This window comes from Catellatospora sp. NPDC049111, assembly GCF_040648615.1.
Lineage (GTDB): Bacteria > Actinomycetota > Actinomycetes > Mycobacteriales > Micromonosporaceae > Catellatospora > Catellatospora aurea.
Map to the genome: position 1 here is coordinate 495,072 of NZ_JBEZEB010000001.1, position 19,578 is coordinate 514,649.

The window sequence follows — 19,578 nt, forward strand, 5'->3', positions numbered from 1 at the left end:
GGGCCGGCTCAGCCCGCCAGCCAGCGGCGGAGCAGCTCTGCGCCCGCCTCGATCTTGTCGATCTCCACGTGCTCGTCGGGCTTGTGCGCCAGGTTGGGATCGCCCGGCCCGAAGTTGAGCGCCGGGATGCCCAGCGCCGCGAACCGTGCCACGTCCGTCCAGCCCAGCTTCGCCGCGGGCGTCGCCCCGGTCAGCGCCAGGAACTCGGCCGCGGGCGGCGCAGACAGCCCCGGCAGCGCACCCGGCGCCGAGTCCGTGATCTCGATCTCGTATCCGCCGAACACCTCGCGCAGGTGCGCCTCGGCCTGCTCCTCCGAGCGGTCCGGGGCGAAGCGGAAGTTCACCTCGATCTCGCACGCGTCGGGGATCACGTTGCCGGCTACCCCGCCCTTGATCGACACCGCGTTCAGCCCCTCCCGGTACCGGCAGCCGTCAATCTCGACCTCGCGGGCCTGGTAGTCCGACAGCCGCCGGAGCACCTCGCCCGCCTTGTGGATCGCGTTGTCGCCCAGCCACGAGCGGGCCGCGTGCGCCCGTACGCCACTCGTGCGCACTCGCGCCCGCATGGTGCCCTGGCAGCCCGCCTCGACGATGCCGTACGTCGGTTCCAGCAGCACCGCGAAGTCGGCCTCCAGCAGCTCCGGCCGCAGGTCGCCGACGATCTTCAGGCCGTTGCGGACCGCCTCGACCTCCTCGCACTCGTAGAAGAAGTACGTGACGTCGTAGCGCGGGTCCGGGCAGGTCGCTGCCAGGTGTAGCGCGATGGCCGTGCCGCTTTTCATGTCCGAGGTGCCGCAGCCCCACATGATCTTGCCGTCCACGGTGGACGGGAAGTTGTCCGCGATCGGCACCGTGTCCAGGTGTCCGGCCAGGACCACCCGCTGCTCGCGACCCAGCTCGGTGCGCGCGATCACGGTGTGCCCGATGCGTTCCACCCGCAGGTGGGCGCAGGCTTCGAGCGCCTCCTGCACCGCGTCGGCGATCTCCTTCTCGTTGCCCGAGACGGACTCGATGTCGACCAGCGCACGAGTCAGGGCGATGGGATCGGCGAGCACCTGCGGCGTCAGCGGGTTGGGCATACCGGTAGCGTAGACACCGTGAGCAGCACACGTTCCGACCGGCCCGCCTGGGGCTTCGGTCTTGCCACCGTCAGCGGCGACCAGACCCTCGAAGTGTGGTACCCGACCGGCCAGCTCGGCCTCGACATCTGCGGCGTCTCCGCGCTGGACCTCAAGGGCGCCGAGCCCGCCCTGCCCGGCCTGCGGGTCGCGCGAGTGCACACGGTCATCCCCACGCTGGCCGAGCCGCCGCGCGACACCGCCGACGCGTACCTGCGGCTGCACCTGCTCTCCAACCGGCTCATCCAGCCGCACCAGGCCAACCTCGACGGCATCTTCGGGCTGCTGCCGAACAACGCCTGGACCTCGGCCGGCGTGTGCCCGCCGGACCGGGTCGACGAGCTGCGCCTGATCGAGCGCGCCGCCGGCCGCCACCTCGCCGTGTACGGCGTGGACAAGTTCCCGCGGATGACCGACTACGTCGTGCCGGCGGGCGTGCGCATCGCCGACGCCGACCGGGTGCGGCTGGGCGCGCACCTGTCCTCGGGCACCACGGTCATGCAGAAGGGCTTCGTCAACTTCAACGCCGGCACGCTGGGCACCTCCATGGTCGAGGGCAGCATCTCCGCCGGTGTCGTCGTCGGCGAGGGCTCCGACATCGGCGCGGGCGCGTCCATCATGGGCACCCTGTCCGGCGGCGGCAAGGAGACCATCAGCGTCGGGCAGCGCAGCCTCGTCGGCGCGAACGCCGGCATCGGCATCTCGCTCGGCGACGACTGCGTGGTCGAGGCCGGCTGCTACGTCACCGCGGGCACCAAGGTCACGCTGGTCTCCACCGGTGAGGTGGTCAAGGCGCTGACCCTGTCCGGCGCGTCCAACGTGCTGTTCCTGCGCAACTCGGTGACCGGCGCGGTCGAGGCCCGTCCGCGCACCGGCACCGGCATCGTGCTCAACGCCGCCCTGCACGCCAACGACTGACCTCACCACGGAGGCGCCTCTTGGACCCGCGACGGATAGCCGGGCTGCTCGACACGCCCGGCTGCCGCCGCCGGCAGGTGCTGGACGCCGCGCAGGTCGACCTCGGGCTGCTGGCCGAGGCCATCGGCGCGCCCCCGGGCGGGCAGAGCCCGTACGCCCGGGAGCGGGACGGGACGTTCACGCACCTGGCCACGGCCCGGCTGCCGGAGCTGGTCGGACGGCACCTCGGCATCGACTGCGACGGTGCCGTCGAGACGTCGGAGCTGCCGGTCGGCGCGGGCCTGTGGGTGTGGCGCTCGCCGAAGCTGCGCCTCGGCGGGTTGCCGGTCACTCCGGAGCAGATCGTGCTGGCCGGTGACGGCAAACTGCTGCACCCCGTGGAGATCAGGTCGTACGCCTGCCTGGACGGTCACGCCGACCCGACCAAGGTCGCCGGCACCGCCCGCGAGCTGGCCGTCGTCGTGGCGGCGCTCCGGCAGGCCGCGCCGGTGCCGGAGCGCGTCAGCAGCCGCTGCCTGCTGGTGCTGCCGCGCAACTTCGGCCTCGCCCCGGTCGGCACCCTGCTCGACGTCGCGCCCCAGGTGCGCCGCCTGAGCTGGTCGCTGGCCCAGCTCGACGCCGTCGACCTGCCGTCCGCGCTGCGGCTGCCCCAGCTCGCCGGAGACACCCTGGTCAACGCCTTGACCGAGGTCGAGGCCCGGTTCGGCGACGGCTGTCCGAGCTGTCCGATGTATACCCACTGCCGCCAGGACGCGGAGCGCTCCGGCACGGTCGCCCGTGCGGGCGGTGCGGCGGCGAACCTGTGCGGGCCGGTCGGCACGGCCGTGCACGCGCTGGCCCTGGCCCACGGCGAGCGTGCCCCCTCCGGCGAGGCGGAGCAGGCGATCTCGGACGAGCTGGCCCGCGCCGCCGCCGCGTACGGCTGGGCGTTCGGCGGATCCGGCCTCGCCGTGGACGGGAAGCGGGGTGCCCGGTGAGCCTCGACGTGTACCAGCGGCTGCTGGCGCTGTCGCAGGGCCGGGCGGTGCCCGCGGCGTCCCGCGCGCACCGGCACCTGTCCCCGCGGCCCTGGCTGCTGACCGGATACCACCTGGCCGGTGAGCCGTCCGCCCCGGTCGCCATCCGCTACGGCTCCTTCCGCGACTCCCCCAAACTGCTCACCGTCGCCGAGCCCCGCGACCGCGCGCTGCGCTTCGCCGCGCTCGGCGGGCTCGCCCGCGACCTGGCCACCTACCTGAGCCGTTACACCGTCACCGAACCCGTCGTGCGGGCCACCGGCAACGGCCGCGAGCTGGACGTGGACCAGTGCTGCGTGGACGCCCCGCAGCTGGTGGTGCCCAACGAGGCCACCGCCCACTGGGTCGGCCTGCTCGGGCAGTACCTGCGCACCCTCGACGACCCGGTGCTCGCCGCGGCCGGGGCGCACCTGGGCTGGATCGCCTCGCGCCGCCACCTGCCCGGGTCGAGCGTGCTGCTGACCGCGACCGACCTGCTCACCACGCACTGGCGCACCGGCCAGCTGCCCACCGAAGACGGGCACCTGGGCCGTCTGCTGGCCTGGATCGAGCCGCCCGCCGGGTCCGACGCCTGGCAGGCCGCCCGCGACGCCGAGGAGATGCCGCCGGCCGGGCCCGCCAGCGACCCGTCCTGGGACCAGGTCGTGCTGCGCCCCGCCCTGGAGCGGGCCAAGGAGCAGGGCGACGTGCGCCGGCTCAAGCTCGCTGCCGCCGAGGTGCTCGACGGGGCGTGGCGGGACACCTGGGCGGCGATCGACCTGGTGCGGATGCTGCCGCCGGGCGAGCACGTGGCCAAGCGCTGGGAATCGGACCGCTGGTCGTGGACCCGGCACCGGGAGCGCGTGCTCGCGGGCACGGTGTCGTTCAGCGCGCGGCTGTCCGACGTGCCGGCGTACCGCTTCCTGCACGAGCTGGAGACCCGCACGGCCGCCCTGGAACGGCAGATGGCCCTGGACGATCCGCTGGTGATGGCCCGTTACCTGGCCACCGGCGAGGCGGTCGCCGGGGTCGTCATCAAACGCGACCCGGAGCACACGGTCGTCAACTCCGGCGGCCGGTCGGTGCTGCGGCCGCTGCTGTGGGTGCGCACTCCGGCCGCGTTCGACCGGCCCGCGGGCACCGAGCTGTGGTGGGGCAAGGTCGGCATGGTGGTGCGCGGCTCCACCGACGACACCGTCGAGCTGATGGTGACCAGCGGCGCGGTGACCCGGCCCAAGCTTGGCCTGCTGCCCGACGCCGATGCCGAGGTGGTGCTCGCCCCGTTCGGGCCGTTGCAGTATTTCCCCGACAATCTGCCCGACGAACTGCCCTGGCCGACCCGGTCGTCGCGCCCGCAGGCCGCGCCCGAGCCGGAGCAGGACGACGACCTGGATACCGACCTGGCCGCCCTCGCCCCGCAGACCGTGGCGTCGTCGCCCGACCCCGGCGGCACCGCGGTAGCCGGTCGTGTCCCGGGGCACCGTGCCGCCCCGGACGGCGCGGTCGCCCCCACCGAGCCGCGAGGTGCCCGGTGAGCAGCGCCGGAGCGCGGCACGAGGCCGCGATCGAGGAGGTCTGGGATCGGGTACGCGGCACCGACCGGGCCGTCGTCGTCGACTCCCCGCCCGGCGCGGGCAAGTCCACGCTGGTCCGGGAGCTGGCGAAACGCCTGGTGGCGGTGGGCGAGCACGTGCCGATCGTGGTGCAGACCAACGACCAGGCCGACGACCTGGTGATCGCGCTGGCCGGGGCCGGGCTGTCCACCGGCCGCCTGCACGGCCAGGACTGGACGCCGCCCGCGGGCTGGCCCCGGCAGCGGGTGCGCACCGGCACCAAGCTCGGCGAACTGGGCGGCTGCGACGTCATCGTCGGCACGGCCGCCAAGTGGGCGTTCGTCAAGGCCGACGAGCGCACCTGGCCGCTGGGCGTCATCGACGAGGCATACCAGATGTCGGCGGCGGCGCTGGTCCGGGTCGGGCACCTGTTCGACCGGCTGCTGCTGGTCGGCGACCCGGGACAGCTCGCCCCGTTCACGGTCGCCGACGAGCACTCGGTGCGCTCGCTGGCGACCTGGCCGCTGGACACCGCCGCCGGGACGCTGCTGCGCCACCACCCGGACACGCCCGTCATACCACTGCCGGTGAGCTGGCGGCTCGCCCCGCACACCGCGCCGGTCATCTCCGACGCGTTCTACACCCGCGCGTTCACCGCCGGAGCTGCACCGACCGACCGGCGGCTGGAACTGGCCAGCCTGGCCCATCCGGCGCTGGCGCACGCCGCCGAGCACGGCTGGGCGCTGCTGGAGCTGCCCGCCGCGCACGTGCCGCGGACCGACCCGGCCCTGGTCGCGACGCTGGCCGACCTGGTGCACCAGCTCGTCACCGCCGAGGTGTCCACCGTGGACCCGTCGGGGCCCCGTCCGCTGAGCCGGGCCGACGTCGCCGTCGGCGTGGTGCACCGGGACCAGAAGGCGCACGTCGAAGCCGCGTTGCAGCGCCGGGGCGTCACCGGGGTCACCGTCGACACCGCCAACCGGCTGCAGGGCAGGCAGTACGAGGTGGTGCTGGCCTGGCATCCGCTCAGCGGGCGGCGTGACGCCAGCGCGTTCCATCTGGAGGCGGGACGGCTGTGCGTGCTCGCGTCCCGGCACCGGCAGGCGTGTGTCGTGGTCAGCCGGGCGGGCGTCGAGGAGCAGCTGCACGCGTACCCGGCAGCGGAGCCGGTCTGGCTCGGCACGGACCCGCCGCAGGTCGACGGCTGGGAGGCCAACCGGGCTTTCCTGGAACGGCTGAACCCGCACCGCATCACCGCCCACTGACCGGGCCGCGCTGGTCGCTGCCGACCGCTGGAGTCCTGCGTACCTGACGGGATGGAGGAACAGAACCCAGGTCGCAACCGACCCGGCGGGCGGCGGCGCTGGCGGCGGGCCGCTACATTGCGGCCCTCGGGGAGACGGAAGGCGGAACGGTGTCGTTGCCGGTCATCGCGGTATTCATGATCATGGGCGTGTGCCTGGTGTGCCTGCTGGCCGCGTTCCGGCCCGTCACCCCGACCCGCATCACGCGGTTCGCCCTGCGGCACGGCCTCGACCTGACGCCGCACCGCGCCGCCTCTGCCGTCGCCTACCTCACCCACACCCGGCACTGGCGCACCCTCGGCACACTCGTCGCCGCCGTGGTGGTGCTGCTGGCGGGCCTGCCCGAGCAGCGGGCGTCCCTGGAAGCCCTACCGCTGCTGGCCGGCTGGCTGGCCGGAGCGCTGCTGGCCGAGCTGCGAATCCACCACTCGGCGGGCCCGCTGCCCGCTGACGACCCGGCGCACGCCCAGCCCGCCCCGGCGGCGAAGGTCCCGGCCGCGGGACCGGAGCTCGACCTGGATGTGACCACCCGGCGAGTCCCGTTCACCGTGTTCGATCAGCACGCCGTGGCCGAGCTCGTCCCACGCTGGTTCGCGCGGGTGCCGCTCGTCCTGGCCGGGCTCGCCGTGCTGACCACGGCCATGGCGGTCACGCTGTCGAATGTCCTGGCGGCCGACGGTGACGCCGTGCCGCATGCCGGCATCACGACCCGCTTCGGCGAGGGCCTCGGTCGGGCCGTCTGGTGGGGTGTCGCCGCGGTCGCGGTCGGGCTGGTGGTCGCGCTGGCCAACCGGCAGATCGCCCGCCGCCGGGCGCGGGCGGGCGACGCGACGAGCATCGACCGGGTGATACGCGTCCACTCGATCGCCGCGCTGACCTCGATCGGCGTACTGTTCGGCGGGCTCTGCCTGCTCAAGCAGCTCGGCGTTGTCGCCGAGGGCCTGGCCGGGCAGACCCTGGTGTGGGTGAGCCACGTCGGCACCGCCTGCACCCTCGGTCTGCTGTTCCTGGCGGTCGCCCTGTGGCGGGAGTCGGAGCCCGCAGGGCGGCCGCGGTGGACGCCCGCCATCGCCGTCGTCCTGGTGGTGGCCACCATGTCGGCGATCGGGGTCGGCGTGTGGCGTGACCGGCCGCCGTACGGTCCGGAGCAGGTTCGTCCCGTCGTCAGGCTCCGGCTGAGCGACCCGGAGCACCTCGAAGCCGACGCGGGGATCGTCGGGTTGCACGTTGCCGACGGCGTGTTCGGCGGCAAGGACTCCCGGATCTTCCTCGGCCGGCTGCACGTGTCCGTGCCCGCCGACGGAACGACCACCGGCCGATACGCCCTCATCGTGATCGACAGACGAACCAACCGCATCGCGCCGGTGATCAGCACCCGCCACCCGGGCGCGTGGGGCAGCGAAGCGGTCCGCCTCCCCGACGCCTGGCTGCGCTACCCGTGGCTGTCCGCGCTGGCCCCGATCCAGCAGGGCGACAAGATGCTCCATCCGGACGCGGTGACGGTGTACCCCGACCCGGCCGAGCGGTCGACAAGCTTCTTCGGCCACTTCCCGGACGCGGTCGGGATGAGACCGAGTGACCTGCTGGTCGCGCTGGTCTTCCACGGCCCGCAGGATCAGATCTACTGGGCGGTCCAGGTGCCGGTGACGGTGGTCTGACCGCTCAGGACAGCCGCTCGACCGCGGCCCGGACGCGCTCGTCGGTGGCGGTCAGCGCCACCCTGACGTGCTTCGCGCCGCCAGGTCCGTAGATCGCCCCGGGAGCGACCAGCACACCCAGCTCGGCCAGCGCGTCCACCGTCGCCCAGCAGTCCTCGCCGCGGGTCGCCCACAGGTAGAGCCCCGCCTCGGAGTGCTCGATGGTGAACCCCGCGCCGAGCAGGGCGTCCCGAAGCAGCTCGCGGCGGGCGGCATAGCGGGCCCGCTGCTCGTCCACGTGGGACTCGTCGGCCAGCGCCGCGATCATCGCGGCCTGCACCGGCGCGGGCATGATCATGCCGGCGTGTTTGCGCACCGCCAGCAGCTCCCCCACCAGCTCCGCGTCCCCGGCCACGAACCCGGCACGGTATCCGGCCAGGTTGGACCGCTTGGACAGCGAGTGCACCGCCAGCACGCCGGTGTAGTCCCCGTCGCACAGCGACAGCACCGAGACCGGCTGCGCCGTCCAGGGCAGAGTGAGATAGCACTCATCGCTCACCAGCACCGCGCCGGTCTCGCGGGCGTACGCGATCCAGGCGCGCAGCTCCGCCTCGGACGCCACCCGTCCGTGCGGGTTGCCGGGCGAGTTGATCCAGATCAGGGCGGGCCGCTCGCCCTCGGGCGGCACGTCGGCCCGCAGCACCCGCGCCCCGGCCAGCTGCACGCCGACCTCGTACGTCGGGTAGCACACCTCGGGGATGACGACGGTGTCACCGGCGCCGACGCCCAGCAGTGTGGGCAGCCAGGCCACCAGCTCCTTGGAGCCGATGGTGGGCAGCACGCCGAACCCTGGAGCGGCCCCGCAGGACCGGGCGGTCCAGGCGGTGATCTCCTGCCGGAGCTCGACGGTCCCGGCGGTCAGCGGGTAGCCGGGCGCGTCCGAGGCCTCGGCCAGCGCCTTGCGCACGACCGCGGGCACCGGGTCGACCGGCGTGCCGATGGACAGGTCCACGATGCCGTCAGGGTGCGCCGCGGCGCGGCGTTTCGACGGCTCCAGCAGGTCCCAGGGGAAGTCCGGCAGGCCGGCGGAGACTCTCCGCCGGCCTGGACCGGAAACCGGCGTGCTCAGTGGTCGCCTTCCTTGGCGGGCTGGGCCGCGACGAACGGCGCGTCCGCGCTGATCTTTCCGATCTTCGAGGCGCCGCCGGGCGAGCCGAGCTCGTTGAAGAACTCGTAGTTCGCGGTGGTGTAGTCGCGCCACTGCTCCGGCACGTCGTCCTCGTAGAAGATCGCCTCCACCGGGCAGACCGGCTCACACGCACCGCAGTCGACGCACTCGTCCGGGTGGATGTAGAGCATGCGGTTGCCCTCGTAGATGCAGTCGACAGGGCACTCCTCGATGCAGGCCTTGTCGAGCACATCGACGCACGGCTCGGCGATGATGTAGGTCACGGGTCGTCCCTCCACGCACTCTCATACGGAACATGACAGTGCACGTTCCGCCGCTCCACGCGGCCAAGTCAAAGCCTAGTATCCGGGTGAGGGAGGTAGGTAGTCAGTGTTGGCTAAGCATGATCTCGGGTCCCGCGTGGTGGTACGCAGATTCGTCGGAATCCGGGAGGATCGCCCGCAGTTCACCGATGTGCTGGGCGATCTCACCGAGCTCGGCGACACGTCCCTGACCGTCGCGACGTCCCACGGAGTGGTCGTCGTACCGCTGGCCGAGGTGCACCGCGCGAAGGTCGTGCCGGCCCGGCGCGGCCCGACCGCCCGCGAGATCGCGGCCCTGGAACTGGCCGCCACCGAGGCCTGGCCGCCGCCGGTGGTCGAGGAACTGGGCGCCTGGCGGCTGCGGGCGGCCGGCGGCTACACCGGCCGGGCCAACTCCGCGCTGCCCATCGGCGATCCCGGCCTGCCGCTGCCCGAGGCACTGGACGCCGTCGTCGCCTTCTACCGCCGCCAGGGCCTGCCCCCGCAGGTCGACGTGCCGCTCCCGCTGGCCGCGAGCGTCGAGCGGGAACTGCTCAAGGCCGGCTGGCACGCCGAGTGCACGGTCGAGGTGCAGGTCTGCCCGATCGACGAGCTGATCGCGGTGACCCCGCCCGGCGACGGGTTCGAGCTGACCCCGACCATGTCGCCGGGCTACCTGGCGATGGTGGCCGACGACCGGGGCCCGCTGCCGGACGCCGCGCTGCACGTGCTGACCGCGGTGCCCGAGCTGGTGTTCGCCCAGCGGTACGACGACGACGGCACCCTGCTGGCCCGCGCCCGCGGCACCGTCACCGGCAACGGCCGCTGGCTGGGCGTCTTCGGCGTCGAGACGGCCCCCGCCGCCCGCCGCCGCGGCCTGGCCCAGCAGTCCATGGGCGCACTGGCCCGCTGGGCCGCCCAGCGCGGGGCCACCGACGCCTTCCTCCAGGTCGAATCCCGCAACACCCCCGCCCTGGCCATGTACGCCAAACTCGCCTTCACCCGCCACCACCACTACACCCGCTACCAACTCCGCTGAATGGAAGGGCACCTTCCCATCGCCATGCGTAGAGGAAGGTGCCCTTGTTAACGCGAGACCCGGCGTGACCTGGGGGATCGACCCACTGCGCCCGCAGGCTCCTGAACCCGCAGCTCAGCCACCCTGGGACGTGAAGAAGGGCACCTTCTACATCGCGGAGCGATAAGAAGGTGCCCTTCCTTTGGGCTAGACGCGGCGGGGGTGGGCCTTGGCGCGGTCGGAGTAGGCCTTGAGCTGCTTGGCCCGGTAGTCGGCGGCGAACGCCATCAGGGCCGCCATGCCCAGGCCGGTGCCGACGGCGAAGACCGCGCCGTAGAACCAGACCTGCTGGAAGAACGCGCCCGCGCCGTGCACGAAGGGGTTCTCACCGGCGGCCAGGGGGCCGAGGAAGATGCTCAGCAGGCAGCCGGCCAGGGCCGCGAAGCCGAGGTCGGCGGCCACCCGCGACCACGGCCGGGTGCGACCCCAGTACAGCGCCATCGCGAAGAACACGAGCCCGACCACACCCAGTGCGATGAACCCCGCCGTGGCCTCGGTGTCCGGATCATCGATGCCCTTCGCCACCCAGCGGGCGATCACGTTGATCACGAACAGCACGCCGGCGATCACGCCTACCGGCAGCCACCGCTCCTTCATCGAAGCCTCCTCAGGGCTTGGCAGTCAGTGGCGGCTTCTTCGCCTCGCACACGAACTGTGGCTCAGCGTCATACCGCCAGGTGAACTTCTCCCGCTTGATCTCTTTACCGTCCTTGCGGAAGATACGCCAGGCATCCTGAGTGAAACCTTCGCTACCCGCAGTAGCGATGCAGGTCGGGCCGTCCTCCAGCACCACCTTTTCCGGCTGCGCGATGTCGCGCTTCGGGTCGTACTGCGTGGTGATGCTGTCGTAGACCTTGGTCGACCACATGCTGACCGTCACCGAGTCCTCGGTGTGCGACGTGTCGATGAGCACGCCGTACGGCGTGGTGTTGGTGAACCTGAGGTCCAGCGTCGGGTACATGATGGTCGACTCGATGACCGCCGGGTACCGGGTGAAGTAGTACGAGTGCGGCTTGTGCTCGACGTCCTTCATGCCCGCGTAGTAGGAGGCGTTGAAGATCGTCGTGGTGAACTGCGACGCGCCGCCGCCGACGCCGGGGACCAGCTTGCCGTCCATGATCACGGGCGCGTCGTGGTAGCCCTCGGCGTAGCCGCGCGGACCGGTGTGCCCGTTCAGCGAGAAGGTCTCGCCCGGCCTCACGATCGCGCCGTCGACCTCCTTCGCGATCTGCACGATGTTCTTGCTGCGCGGGCTGGACAGGCCGCCGGTGAAGTACGTCGTGAAGCTGGAGACCTGCTCCTTGATGCCCAGCTGGGCGAGGTCGCCGGTGGTCGTGGCGGGCTTGACCTCCTTGAAACCCGCCGGCACGGTGCGGTCCGTGGTGCGCTTCAGCACGGGCATCAGGTCGGTGGCGAGCTTCGCGGTGTCGACCAGCGTGCCGCCGCTGGCCGCCACGACCTGCGGCACGCCGCCGGTGCCGTCGATGGTCGCGTTCTTGGGCTGCACTTCGACCTTGGCCAGGTCCTTGCCCAGCGCCTTGCGCAGCCGCTTCTCGTCGACCCGGCTGTAGAGCTTGCCGTCGGCGTCCGCGCCGATCACGAGGCTCGCCGCGATCGCCTTCGGCGACATGGTGACCGTGCCTTTGCTCGTGGTGACCGCGACCGGCGCGGACACCGCCGGCTGGGCCACCTCTGCGATCATCTTGTCGACATCGGCGTTCGAGCTGGCCGGGTCCCGGTCGCCCAGCGGCACCTCGACCTCGGCGTGCCGCAGCCAGCCGTCGCGGACCGCGTCCGCCGCCTCGGCGGAGTCCAGGCCGCGCCCCGCCTTCGGGTACACCGGTTTCGGCGTGGTGCCGTCGAAGCTCACCCCCGGCAGGGTCATCGCGGTGCCAGACTTCTGCGCCGCCGGGGCCAGCGCCGTCGCCAGCCGCGCCTCGTCGACGGTGACCACGGGGGCCACCTCGTCGCCGCCGAACAACGTGGCAAACGGGTTGTGCCCCCGCTTCACGGCCGCCGCGACGGTCGCGTCCACGTCGACCGCCAGGCCGACGTCCTGCGGCTGCACGGTCGCGGTCTGCTCTCCCACGCGTACGGTCAGCGACGCGGCAAGCTGGTCGGCCCTGCCCGCGAGCCCGGTGCGCAGCGCGTCGGCCGCCTCGGCCGTGGTCCCGCCGATGTCGATGCCGAGCACCTTCGCGCCGCGGGGCACGTCGGCACTGAAGGCGTGGCCGGCGAACGCGCCGGACACGGTGAGCGCGAGCACGGAGGCCAGACCTGCGATCAGCCAGCGTCGGTGAGGAACGGGGGCGACGGACAAGACGGCACCTCATCATCATTGGTGGGAGACGTTGACCGGCAAGGCTAGCGCATTACACGAAAGTCGCCCACATTCAAGAAAATGGTGGCTAATGGCCGAATATGTCCGAGATGGTGGCGGTGGGACGGCTGCCTACTACGAGCACGAGGTGGCCCCGCACGTACGCCGGCTGCGCTCCCGGGCGCTGCGCGACCGCCTGGCGGAGAGCCTGCTGTTCCTGCCGATGATGATGCTGGCCGGGGCCGTCGTGCTCGGCGGGGTCCTCGCCGAGATCGACGAGCGCTACATGATCAACCCCAATGAGGTGATCACGTTCACCCCGGACGTCGCCGTCACCCTGCTCGGCATCATCGCCGGCGCCACGATCACCACCGCCGGTGTCGTCTTCTCTCTGCTGGTGGTCTCGCTGCAGCTGGCCAGCGGGCAGTTCTCGCCGCGGGTGCTGCGCGGCTTCTGGCGCGACCGCCACGGCCAGGTGCTCGTCGGCCTGCTGCTCAGCACGTTCGCGTTCTGCGTGCTGGCACTCGCGCGCATCGACACCGCCGCCGTGCACGCTCCCCCGCTCACCGTGGGCTTCGCGCTGCTGCTCACCCTGCTCTCGGTCATCGCGATCGTCGTCTACCTGGACCGGATCAGCCGAAACCAGTACGTCGGCCGGATCGTGCAGCGCGTCGCCCGGGAGACCCAGGGCCTGATCAGCGAGCTGCCGTACGGGGCCCACATCGGGGCCAAGGTCGGCGAGCCCGTCGACCCGCCCGACGTCGGCACGCTCGGCCGACCGATGATCGTCACCGCGGCCGCCGACGGCTGGGTGCAGCAGCTCAGCCGACGCGCCGTCGTCGCCGCCGTACCGGCCGGCACGGTACTGCGCCTGGAGACCAGGGTCGGCGCGTTCCTCACCGCGGGCACCCCGCTCGCCACCGTATGGCCGCCGCCGGCCGACACCGCCACCGCGGCGCGCCTCATCGCCGAGGCCGTCATCGTCGGCCCCGCCCGCACCATGCAGCAGGACATCGACTTCGGCCTGCGCCAGTTGTCCGACGTCGCCCTGCGCGCCCTGTCCCCCGCGGTCAACGACCCGACCACCGCGGTCGAGGTCGTGCTGCGCATCGGCTCGGTCATGCGGCCCCTGCTGCTCGCCGACTGCCCGACCCAGGCGGTACGCGACACCGAGGGCCGCATCCTGCTCACCCCGTGCGACCTGGACCACACCGAATTCGTCGAGCACGCGTTCAACCAACTGCGGCGCTACGCCGCGCCTCATCCCAGCGTCCTCGTGCCGCTCCTGCGGACCATGGGCATGCTGCGCAACTGCTGCCTGTCCGGCTACCGCGGCGAGATGACCCCCGATCGCGTACGCACCATCGCCGCGCTGGACCGCCAGATCGAGCTGACCCTGCAGGGCGCTCGCGCCACCGACATGCTGCCCGCCGACCTCGCCATCGTGGAAGCCGCCGCCACCCGCGCGACCGGCACGCCGCCGACCTGACCCTTGATCATTCGACTTGCCAGGCAAGCGGGCGAAAGCGCGGTCGAGATACGCACAGATGCCAGGCAAGACCGATGGTCTTCGCGTACGCGGCCGCAGGTCAGCGGCGTCGCCTCCGCGCGGCGAGCAGCAGGCGGCTGCCCGACAGGCCGAGGATGAAGATCACGACCGTGTTCCGGCCCGTCTCGGCGACGCTCCGGACGTGACGCACCTGCTCCTGCACCAGCACGACGGGTCGCCGCACCGGGCTCGGTGGCGGAGGGGGCGACGGCTCCGGGGACGGACTGGGCTCCGGAGACGGAGACGGCGGCGCAGGCGGCTCCGGCAGCGGCACGACCGGAGCCACCCCCACGGGCGGCGCCGCACTGGGCGACGGACTCGGCGACGGTGACGGGCTCGGGGAGGGAGGTGGCGGCAGTGACGGACTCGGGGACGGGAACGGACTTGGAGACGGTGACGAGCTCGGACTCGGCGACGGACTCGGGCTGGGAATCGGCGACGGACTCGGGCTCGGGCTCGGTGCAGCACTCGGGCTGGGACTCGGCGACGCGGACGGGCTAGGCGACGGCGACAGGCTCGGGCTCGGAGACGGGCTAGGGCTGGGAGACGCGGATGGGCTCGGGCTCGGGCTCGGGCTCGGGCTTGGTGACGGGCTAGGGCTGGGAGACGCGGATGGGCTCGGGCTCGGGCTCGGGCTCGGGGATGGTGACGGGCTCGGGGATGGAGATGGGCTCGGGCTCGGAGATAGCGATGGCGATGGACTCGGGGACGGTGGGCTCGGGGTGGCGGGTAGCCAGGCCGCGTCCGTGAGGTACACCGGCTGCGAGCCGGACAGCAACGTCGCGACCCCGGTGGACAGCGCGATGCGGTACTGCCGCAGCGGCCGGCCAAGCCCGTTCGCGGTGACGTGCAGCGTGTCGCCGATCAGCGCCACGGAACCGTAAGACCCGCCTGGCCGCAGGTCACCGGTGAGATCGCTGCGGCTGACCTGCCCACTGACCGGATCCACCGCGACCAGCCGAGGCGACGGCCCCGACCCGTCCACTCCCACCAGGGCCTGCCGGTATGGGTCGTAGTCCCAGTCATCCACACGCACCGGGCCAGACAGTGCCACATTCCTCGTGACCTGCCCAAACGTCGCCGAACCGGCCCGCACGTCGACGCCTTTCAACCGCCCGCCGACTGCAAGCAGCAACTCCCCGTCGACGATGGTCCCCGCATTCGCGCTGCTCAGGGAGCCATGGACCGGTCCGTGATCGGCGACCGTCCCATCCGGACGGATTGCGACGAGATGGCCGCCACCGCCGAGCGGCACCAGTCGAAACCGCGCCGCGATGCCGTAGAGCAGCCCTTGCGCCGGGTCGTACCCGATGGCGTTGACCGTGTGCTGCAGCCATCTCCCGCGTATCACCGCACCGGTGTCGGGATTCAGACTGACCAGCTCGGACGGTGCGTTGGGCACCGCGGACCGCACCTGCAGCAGCTCACCCGGCGGCGCGGCGGTGTGTCCCAGCGCGGCGCGCGGAGCCAGCAGCGCGACGGCTGACGGGAGGCCGATCGCCGTGGCCAGGAACAGCCCCACGACGAGGGGTCGAAATCTGGACGTCGCACGCATAGCATCTTGTATAGCCCTAAACGCCTTGTTTGGGCGAATAGTGTTTTTGGAGGAAACTCATGCGGGCGTACGCGAGCGGTCTCCTGTGGTTCCTCGGCATCTGCGGCATCGCGGCGCTCGCCGTGGTGTTCATCCGCCGCTCGTGGCCACCGGACCGCCGCGCCGACACCCACGACGTGCTCAGCGTGGTGTTCTCGATGACCGGCACGCTGTACGCCGTGGTCGCCGCGTTCGTGTTCATCGACGTGTGGCAGATCGGCAACGACGCCCGCGACGCGACGTACCGCGAGGCACAGGCGGTGCAGTCAGTGGCGTGGGCCGCCGAGACCGGGCCACCGGAGGTGCGCGCGTCGATCCGACTGCTGTCGCGCGCCTACCTGCGCGAGATCATCGACCAGGAACTGCCCCGGCTGCGGGCCGGAAGACCGGTCGGCGAGCAGGGCTGGACGCTGCTCAACGACCTGCGCGAGGCCACGGCCCGGGTGCCGGTCCCGCCGGAGAGCGAGTCGCCGGAGACCACGGTGCACGCGGTGATGCAGGCCCGCGAGGACCGGCTCGCTTTGGCCGACAAGCGGATCGGCGACGTGACCTGGTTCGCGTTGCTGTTCGGCGCGCTGCTGGCCGGAATGCCGATCCTGTTCTTCCGGTTCGATCACATCGGCACGCAGCTCGCGATGACCACCGCCGTGGTCGGCATGATCACGTTGCTGCTGTTCACGATCCACCAGATCGAGCGCCCGTTCACCAGCACCGAACGTGTCCCGTCGACGGCCTACCAGAACGTCGTGGCCCGCCTCGACAGCCTCGCCACCTGAACAATCCGAAGGAAGGGCACCTTGTTAACGCATGTGGTGCGCAAGGTGCCCTTCCTTACCAGCCGGTGGTGCTGAGCTGGGGTGGAAGCGGTCAGGGTGCGGACGGTCCCGGCTGTGGAGCCGCGAGTTGCGGCGCGGTGGTTCGCGGGGGTGGCGCGGTGGTGCGCTTGCCGGCGCGGTAGGCCGCGGGGCCGACGAAGCCGATGCCACCCGTGGCGAGCACCAGCAGCCCGAGCCAACTGGAGGCGATCTGGTCGCCCTCCTGGGTGCCGCCCACCGCGAAGATCATGACGAGGAACCATGGCACCGCGGCGAGCCACCAGCCCCAGGCCAGCCCGGTCGCCGCGCGGGCGAACCAGCTCAGGAACAGGCTGACCAGCAGCGCCGTCGGCACCAGCCATACCGCCGGCCACCCGGCGATGCGGTACGGCGTGAAGACCGCCTCCAGCACCGCCGACGCGGTGCCCAGGACGATCGCGAGCAGCGCTCCGATCGCGCGCACCGCGTAGTCGAGCAGCAGCCTCACCGCGCGAGCGGCGAACCGTCGGGCAGGCCGCTGAACAGGTCGGTCTCCCACCCGTACGGCCCGTCGCCGCGCCCGCGCTCCCCGTGCGCCAGCGTGTAGTGCTCGACGCCCATGAACTCCTGGCCGAAGTTGCCGGCGATGGAGTAGAGCCAGGACGTCTCCGGGATCTGAGTGGCGTGCGCCTTCAGCGCGGCGACCTTGGCGTCGTGGTGGTCAGAGCCGTCGATGCAGGCCGCGACCTCCTCGTCGGGCGTGCCGAACGGGAAGTCGGCCACGTCGGTGATCCCCGCGAACGGGTTGTCCGTCGAATCGGCCAGCGCCTCGACGCCGGCCTTCAGCACGCTCAGCGGCATCGCCGTCCAATAGATCTTGGACGGGCCGAAGCCACGCTCGGCGGCGATCTCGGAAGCGCGCATGGCGACCCGGTGGGCCTGGATATGGTCGGGGTGGCCGTAGAAGCCGTTCGCGTCGTACGTGACGACGACCTGGGGCCGGACCTCGTCCATGATCTCGACCAGGTGCACGGACGCCTCTTCGAGGTCGGCGCCCCAGAAGCTGCGCGGGTGCTCGTTGGCGGGCGTGCCCATCATGCCGGAGTCACGGTAGCGCCCCGCCCCGCCGAGCATGCGGTGGTCGATCTCGCCCAGCGCGCCCAGTGCCGTCTTCAACTCGGACAACCGGTATCCGCCCAGCTGGTCGCCCTGTGCGGCCTCGAGCTGCGCGAGCTCGGGGACGTGGATCTCGCCCTCCTCGCCGAGCGTGCAGGTCACCAGGGTGACGTGTGCGCCCTGCGCCGCGTAGTGAGCCATGGTCGCGCCGGTGCCGATCGACTCGTCGTCGGGATGCGCGTGCACGAAGAGGATGCTGCGAGCCACCCGGCCACTCTAGCCCGCATCACGGAATGCGGAGAGTCGCCTGGCAGGCCGCGACAGCGGCGGCGTGCCGGGACGAGCCGTATTCCGCGGCAAACCGCCACGCGCCTGCCTTCCGCGTCGATAGCATCGCGGCCATGGAGGCGCAGCAGCCTGACGGTCCAGGTCCTGGCCACCGCATAGCCGTCAGTGCTGACGGGCTTCGGGTGGGCCACCTGCATGATCACGTGCTGGACGTGTGTGAACCGGCTTCGGGCCGGAGCCATACCGTGGCCGACGCGGTGGACGACTTCGCGTTCGACCGCACCGGGGCCGTGCTCGTCTGGACCTCGGGCGGCCGGCTCCATCGCCGCGACGCCGACGGCACGGCCGTCCTGCCGACCCCGGGTCCGGTCGGCACGGCTCGGCCCGACCCGACCGGCCGCCGCATCGCGTACCTGCACGACGGCGCGCTGCGGGTGGCCACCGGCGGCGAGGACGAGCTGCTGGCCGGCGAGCCGGACGGGGTCCGCTGGGGCGAGGCCGATCCGCACGCGAGCTGGTTCGGCCGGTATACCGGCTGGTGGTGGTCGCCTGACGGGGAGAGCATCCTGGCCACCCGCCGCAGCGGCGACCAGGTCTCGCTGCACCTGCTGGACCTTGACGGCGGCTGGGTCGACGTGCACTGGGACCGCGAGATCTACCCGTACCTGGGCATGGTGCGCTGGGCCGACGGCGGTCCGCTGATCACGGCGCTGCGCCGGTCGCAGGGGCACGGCCTGGTGCTGGCGGTGGACCGCCGCACCGGGGAGACCCAGGTGCACGCCGAGCTGGCCGACCCGCGCTGGGTCAACCCCATCGCCGGCACGCCGCGCCACCTAGCCGACGGGCGGGTGCTGGTCGGCGGTGAGATCTCCCATGACGGGTACGACGCGCGCTGCCTGTTCGCCGACGGCACGCTGCTCACCCCGCCGAACCTGTACGTCCGGCGCGTCGTCGGCCGGCTCGGCCCCGGCTCGGCCGGCGGCGAGCTGGGCGACCTGCTCATCGAGGCCAGCGAGGGCGAACCCGCCGAGCAGCACCTGTTCCGGGTGCGCAGCAGCACCAGCGGCGGCATGGTGGTGCACCGGCTGACCAGCCAGCCCGGCTGGCACAGCGCCGCCTGCGGCGGGGACACCGTGGTGACCGGCCTGCGCAGCCTCGACGACGAGGACGTGCAGCTCACCGTATGGTTCGGCGGCAACCAGGTGGCCGAGCTGACCCCGCGCCGCCCGGTGCCCGCGACCACGAACCGGCCCGCGCTGGACCGGGTCACCGACCGGCGGCTGCCCACCGCCGTGCTGTACCCGCCGGGCCACGTCTTCGGCCGCCGCCTGCCGGTGCTGCTGTGCCTGCCGGACACCCCGACTCAGCAGCAGGTACGCAACGACCACGACGCGTTCACCGCCGCCCGGCACTGGGCCGAGGCCGGGTTCGCCGTGGTCATGGTCGACGGCCGGGGCACCGTCGGGGTGTCGCCGAGCTTCGAGAAGGTGACCCATCGGCGGGTGGCCGACCTGGCCGTCGCCGATCACGCCGAAGCGCTGCGCATCATCGCCGACAAACACTCCGACCTGGATCTGACCCGGGTCACCGCGTACGGGCGCGGCTTCGGCGGGTGGCTGGCGGCCCTGCTGGCGGCCCGGCGGCCGGAGACGGTCCGGGCGGCGGTGGCGGTCGAGCCGTGGGACTGGGCGCTGCTGCCCATCCCGCTCGCCGAGCGCTACCTCGGCCCGCAGGAGCTGGACAGCGAGATCTACGCCCGGCACGCCCTCGACGACCTGCCACCCACAGTGATCATCCAGGAGACCGAGCCCGCCGAGATCCGCACCTGACCCGCCGACCCGCCC

18 protein-coding genes are annotated in these 19,578 nt (G+C 72.4%); 10 read left to right on the plus strand and 8 right to left on the minus strand.

Annotated features, from left to right (window positions below; genetic code table 11):
* Positions 1 to 8: 8 nt before the first annotated feature.
* On the minus strand, positions 9 to 1,079 hold the full coding sequence (gene dapE / locus AB0B66_RS02180; RefSeq protein WP_360521454.1) for a succinyl-diaminopimelate desuccinylase: 1,071 nt from the start codon (positions 1,077 to 1,079) through the stop codon (positions 9 to 11).
* Between the two features lie 18 nt (positions 1,080 to 1,097).
* On the opposite strand from dapE, the gene AB0B66_RS02185 reads away from it, so the two are divergent.
* The 5 genes from AB0B66_RS02185 (at position 1,098) to AB0B66_RS02205 (ending at position 7,546) form a co-directional block, all read left to right on the plus strand.
* Complete coding sequence (locus tag AB0B66_RS02185; RefSeq protein WP_360521457.1) at positions 1,098 to 2,036, plus strand: DapH/DapD/GlmU-related protein; 939 nt, start codon at positions 1,098 to 1,100, stop codon at positions 2,034 to 2,036.
* A gap of 20 nt (positions 2,037 to 2,056) precedes the next feature.
* A complete protein-coding gene (locus tag AB0B66_RS02190) occupies positions 2,057 to 3,013 on the plus strand; it encodes a hypothetical protein (protein ID WP_360521460.1) in 957 nt (318 codons plus the stop codon).
* Positions 3,010 to 4,566 carry a hypothetical protein gene (locus AB0B66_RS02195; protein WP_360521463.1) on the plus strand — a complete coding sequence of 519 codons (1,557 nt, stop codon included), beginning with the start codon at positions 3,010 to 3,012 and terminating at the stop codon, positions 4,564 to 4,566. Before AB0B66_RS02190 ends, AB0B66_RS02195 begins: the two co-directional genes overlap by 4 nt.
* A complete protein-coding gene (locus AB0B66_RS02200) occupies positions 4,563 to 5,849 on the plus strand; it encodes an AAA family ATPase (RefSeq protein ID WP_360521466.1) in 1,287 nt (428 codons plus the stop codon). Before AB0B66_RS02195 ends, AB0B66_RS02200 begins: the two co-directional genes overlap by 4 nt.
* Before the next feature lie 149 nt (positions 5,850 to 5,998).
* Complete coding sequence (locus AB0B66_RS02205; protein ID WP_360521469.1) at positions 5,999 to 7,546, plus strand: hypothetical protein; 1,548 nt, start codon at positions 5,999 to 6,001, stop codon at positions 7,544 to 7,546.
* 4 nt (positions 7,547 to 7,550) lie between these two features.
* Here the strand turns inward: AB0B66_RS02205 and dapC are convergent, their stop codons facing one another.
* Positions 7,551 to 8,654: a succinyldiaminopimelate transaminase gene (dapC, locus tag AB0B66_RS02210; protein ID WP_360521771.1), complete on the minus strand. Its 1,104-nt coding sequence runs from the start codon at positions 8,652 to 8,654 to the stop codon at positions 7,551 to 7,553.
* A complete protein-coding gene (gene fdxA / locus AB0B66_RS02215; protein WP_120318129.1) occupies positions 8,651 to 8,977 on the minus strand; it encodes a ferredoxin in 327 nt (108 codons plus the stop codon). Before fdxA ends, dapC begins: the two co-directional genes overlap by 4 nt.
* 106 nt (positions 8,978 to 9,083) lie before the next feature.
* Here fdxA and AB0B66_RS02220 point away from each other — a divergent pair, with 106 nt between their 5' ends.
* Positions 9,084 to 10,034 (plus strand): GNAT family N-acetyltransferase, encoded by a 951-nt coding sequence (locus AB0B66_RS02220; protein ID WP_360521474.1) that lies wholly within the window; start codon positions 9,084 to 9,086, stop codon positions 10,032 to 10,034.
* Positions 10,035 to 10,220: 186 nt separating this feature from the next.
* On the opposite strand, the gene AB0B66_RS02225 is transcribed toward AB0B66_RS02220, so the two are convergent.
* Positions 10,221 to 10,670, minus strand: a complete 450-nt coding sequence (locus tag AB0B66_RS02225) for a hypothetical protein (protein ID WP_360521477.1) — start codon at positions 10,668 to 10,670, stop codon at positions 10,221 to 10,223.
* A gap of 10 nt (positions 10,671 to 10,680) precedes the next feature.
* On the minus strand, positions 10,681 to 12,393 hold the full coding sequence (locus tag AB0B66_RS02230) for a VanW family protein (protein ID WP_360521480.1): 1,713 nt from the start codon (positions 12,391 to 12,393) through the stop codon (positions 10,681 to 10,683).
* 91 nt (positions 12,394 to 12,484) lie between these two features.
* On the opposite strand from AB0B66_RS02230, the gene AB0B66_RS02235 reads away from it, so the two are divergent.
* Positions 12,485 to 13,882: a DUF2254 domain-containing protein gene (locus AB0B66_RS02235; protein WP_360521483.1), complete on the plus strand. Its 1,398-nt coding sequence runs from the start codon at positions 12,485 to 12,487 to the stop codon at positions 13,880 to 13,882.
* A gap of 100 nt (positions 13,883 to 13,982) precedes the next feature.
* Here the strand turns inward: AB0B66_RS02235 and AB0B66_RS02240 are convergent, their stop codons facing one another.
* Positions 13,983 to 14,111 (minus strand): hypothetical protein, encoded by a 129-nt coding sequence (locus tag AB0B66_RS02240; RefSeq protein WP_360521486.1) that lies wholly within the window; start codon positions 14,109 to 14,111, stop codon positions 13,983 to 13,985.
* A 1,011-nt stretch (positions 14,112 to 15,122) separates the two neighbouring features.
* On the opposite strand from AB0B66_RS02240, the gene AB0B66_RS02245 reads away from it, so the two are divergent.
* Positions 15,123 to 15,428, plus strand: a complete 306-nt coding sequence (locus tag AB0B66_RS02245; protein ID WP_360521489.1) for a hypothetical protein — start codon at positions 15,123 to 15,125, stop codon at positions 15,426 to 15,428.
* Positions 15,429 to 15,556: 128 nt separating this feature from the next.
* Positions 15,557 to 16,312: a hypothetical protein gene (locus AB0B66_RS02250; protein ID WP_360521492.1), complete on the plus strand. Its 756-nt coding sequence runs from the start codon at positions 15,557 to 15,559 to the stop codon at positions 16,310 to 16,312.
* Between the two features lie 91 nt (positions 16,313 to 16,403).
* On the opposite strand, the gene AB0B66_RS02255 is transcribed toward AB0B66_RS02250, so the two are convergent.
* Positions 16,404 to 16,838: a hypothetical protein gene (locus AB0B66_RS02255; protein WP_360521495.1), complete on the minus strand. Its 435-nt coding sequence runs from the start codon at positions 16,836 to 16,838 to the stop codon at positions 16,404 to 16,406.
* Positions 16,835 to 17,713 (minus strand): N-acetyl-1-D-myo-inositol-2-amino-2-deoxy-alpha-D-glucopyranoside deacetylase, encoded by an 879-nt coding sequence (gene mshB, locus AB0B66_RS02260; RefSeq protein ID WP_360521498.1) that lies wholly within the window; start codon positions 17,711 to 17,713, stop codon positions 16,835 to 16,837. Before mshB ends, AB0B66_RS02255 begins: the two co-directional genes overlap by 4 nt.
* A gap of 266 nt (positions 17,714 to 17,979) precedes the next feature.
* Between mshB and AB0B66_RS02265 the strand changes: the two genes are divergently transcribed.
* Entirely contained in the window at positions 17,980 to 19,563 is a 1,584-nt protein-coding gene (locus tag AB0B66_RS02265) for a prolyl oligopeptidase family serine peptidase (protein WP_360521501.1), read from the plus strand.
* The last annotated feature ends 15 nt before the right edge of the window (positions 19,564 to 19,578 follow it).

What these genes read in the sequence shown, in the direction of transcription:
- AB0B66_RS02225 (WP_360521477.1), bottom strand. Translation starts at nt 10,670, where the DNA reads ATGAAGGAGCGGTGGCTGCCGGTAGGCGTGATCGCCGGCGTGCTGTTC.
- AB0B66_RS02235 (WP_360521483.1), top strand. Translation starts at nt 12,485, where the DNA reads ATGGCCGAATATGTCCGAGATGGTGGCGGTGGGACGGCTGCCTACTAC.
- AB0B66_RS02250 (WP_360521492.1), top strand. Translation starts at nt 15,557, where the DNA reads ATGCGGGCGTACGCGAGCGGTCTCCTGTGGTTCCTCGGCATCTGCGGC.
- AB0B66_RS02245 (WP_360521489.1), top strand. Translation starts at nt 15,123, where the DNA reads ATGGACCGGTCCGTGATCGGCGACCGTCCCATCCGGACGGATTGCGAC.
- dapE (WP_360521454.1), bottom strand. Translation starts at nt 1,079, where the DNA reads ATGCCCAACCCGCTGACGCCGCAGGTGCTCGCCGATCCCATCGCCCTG.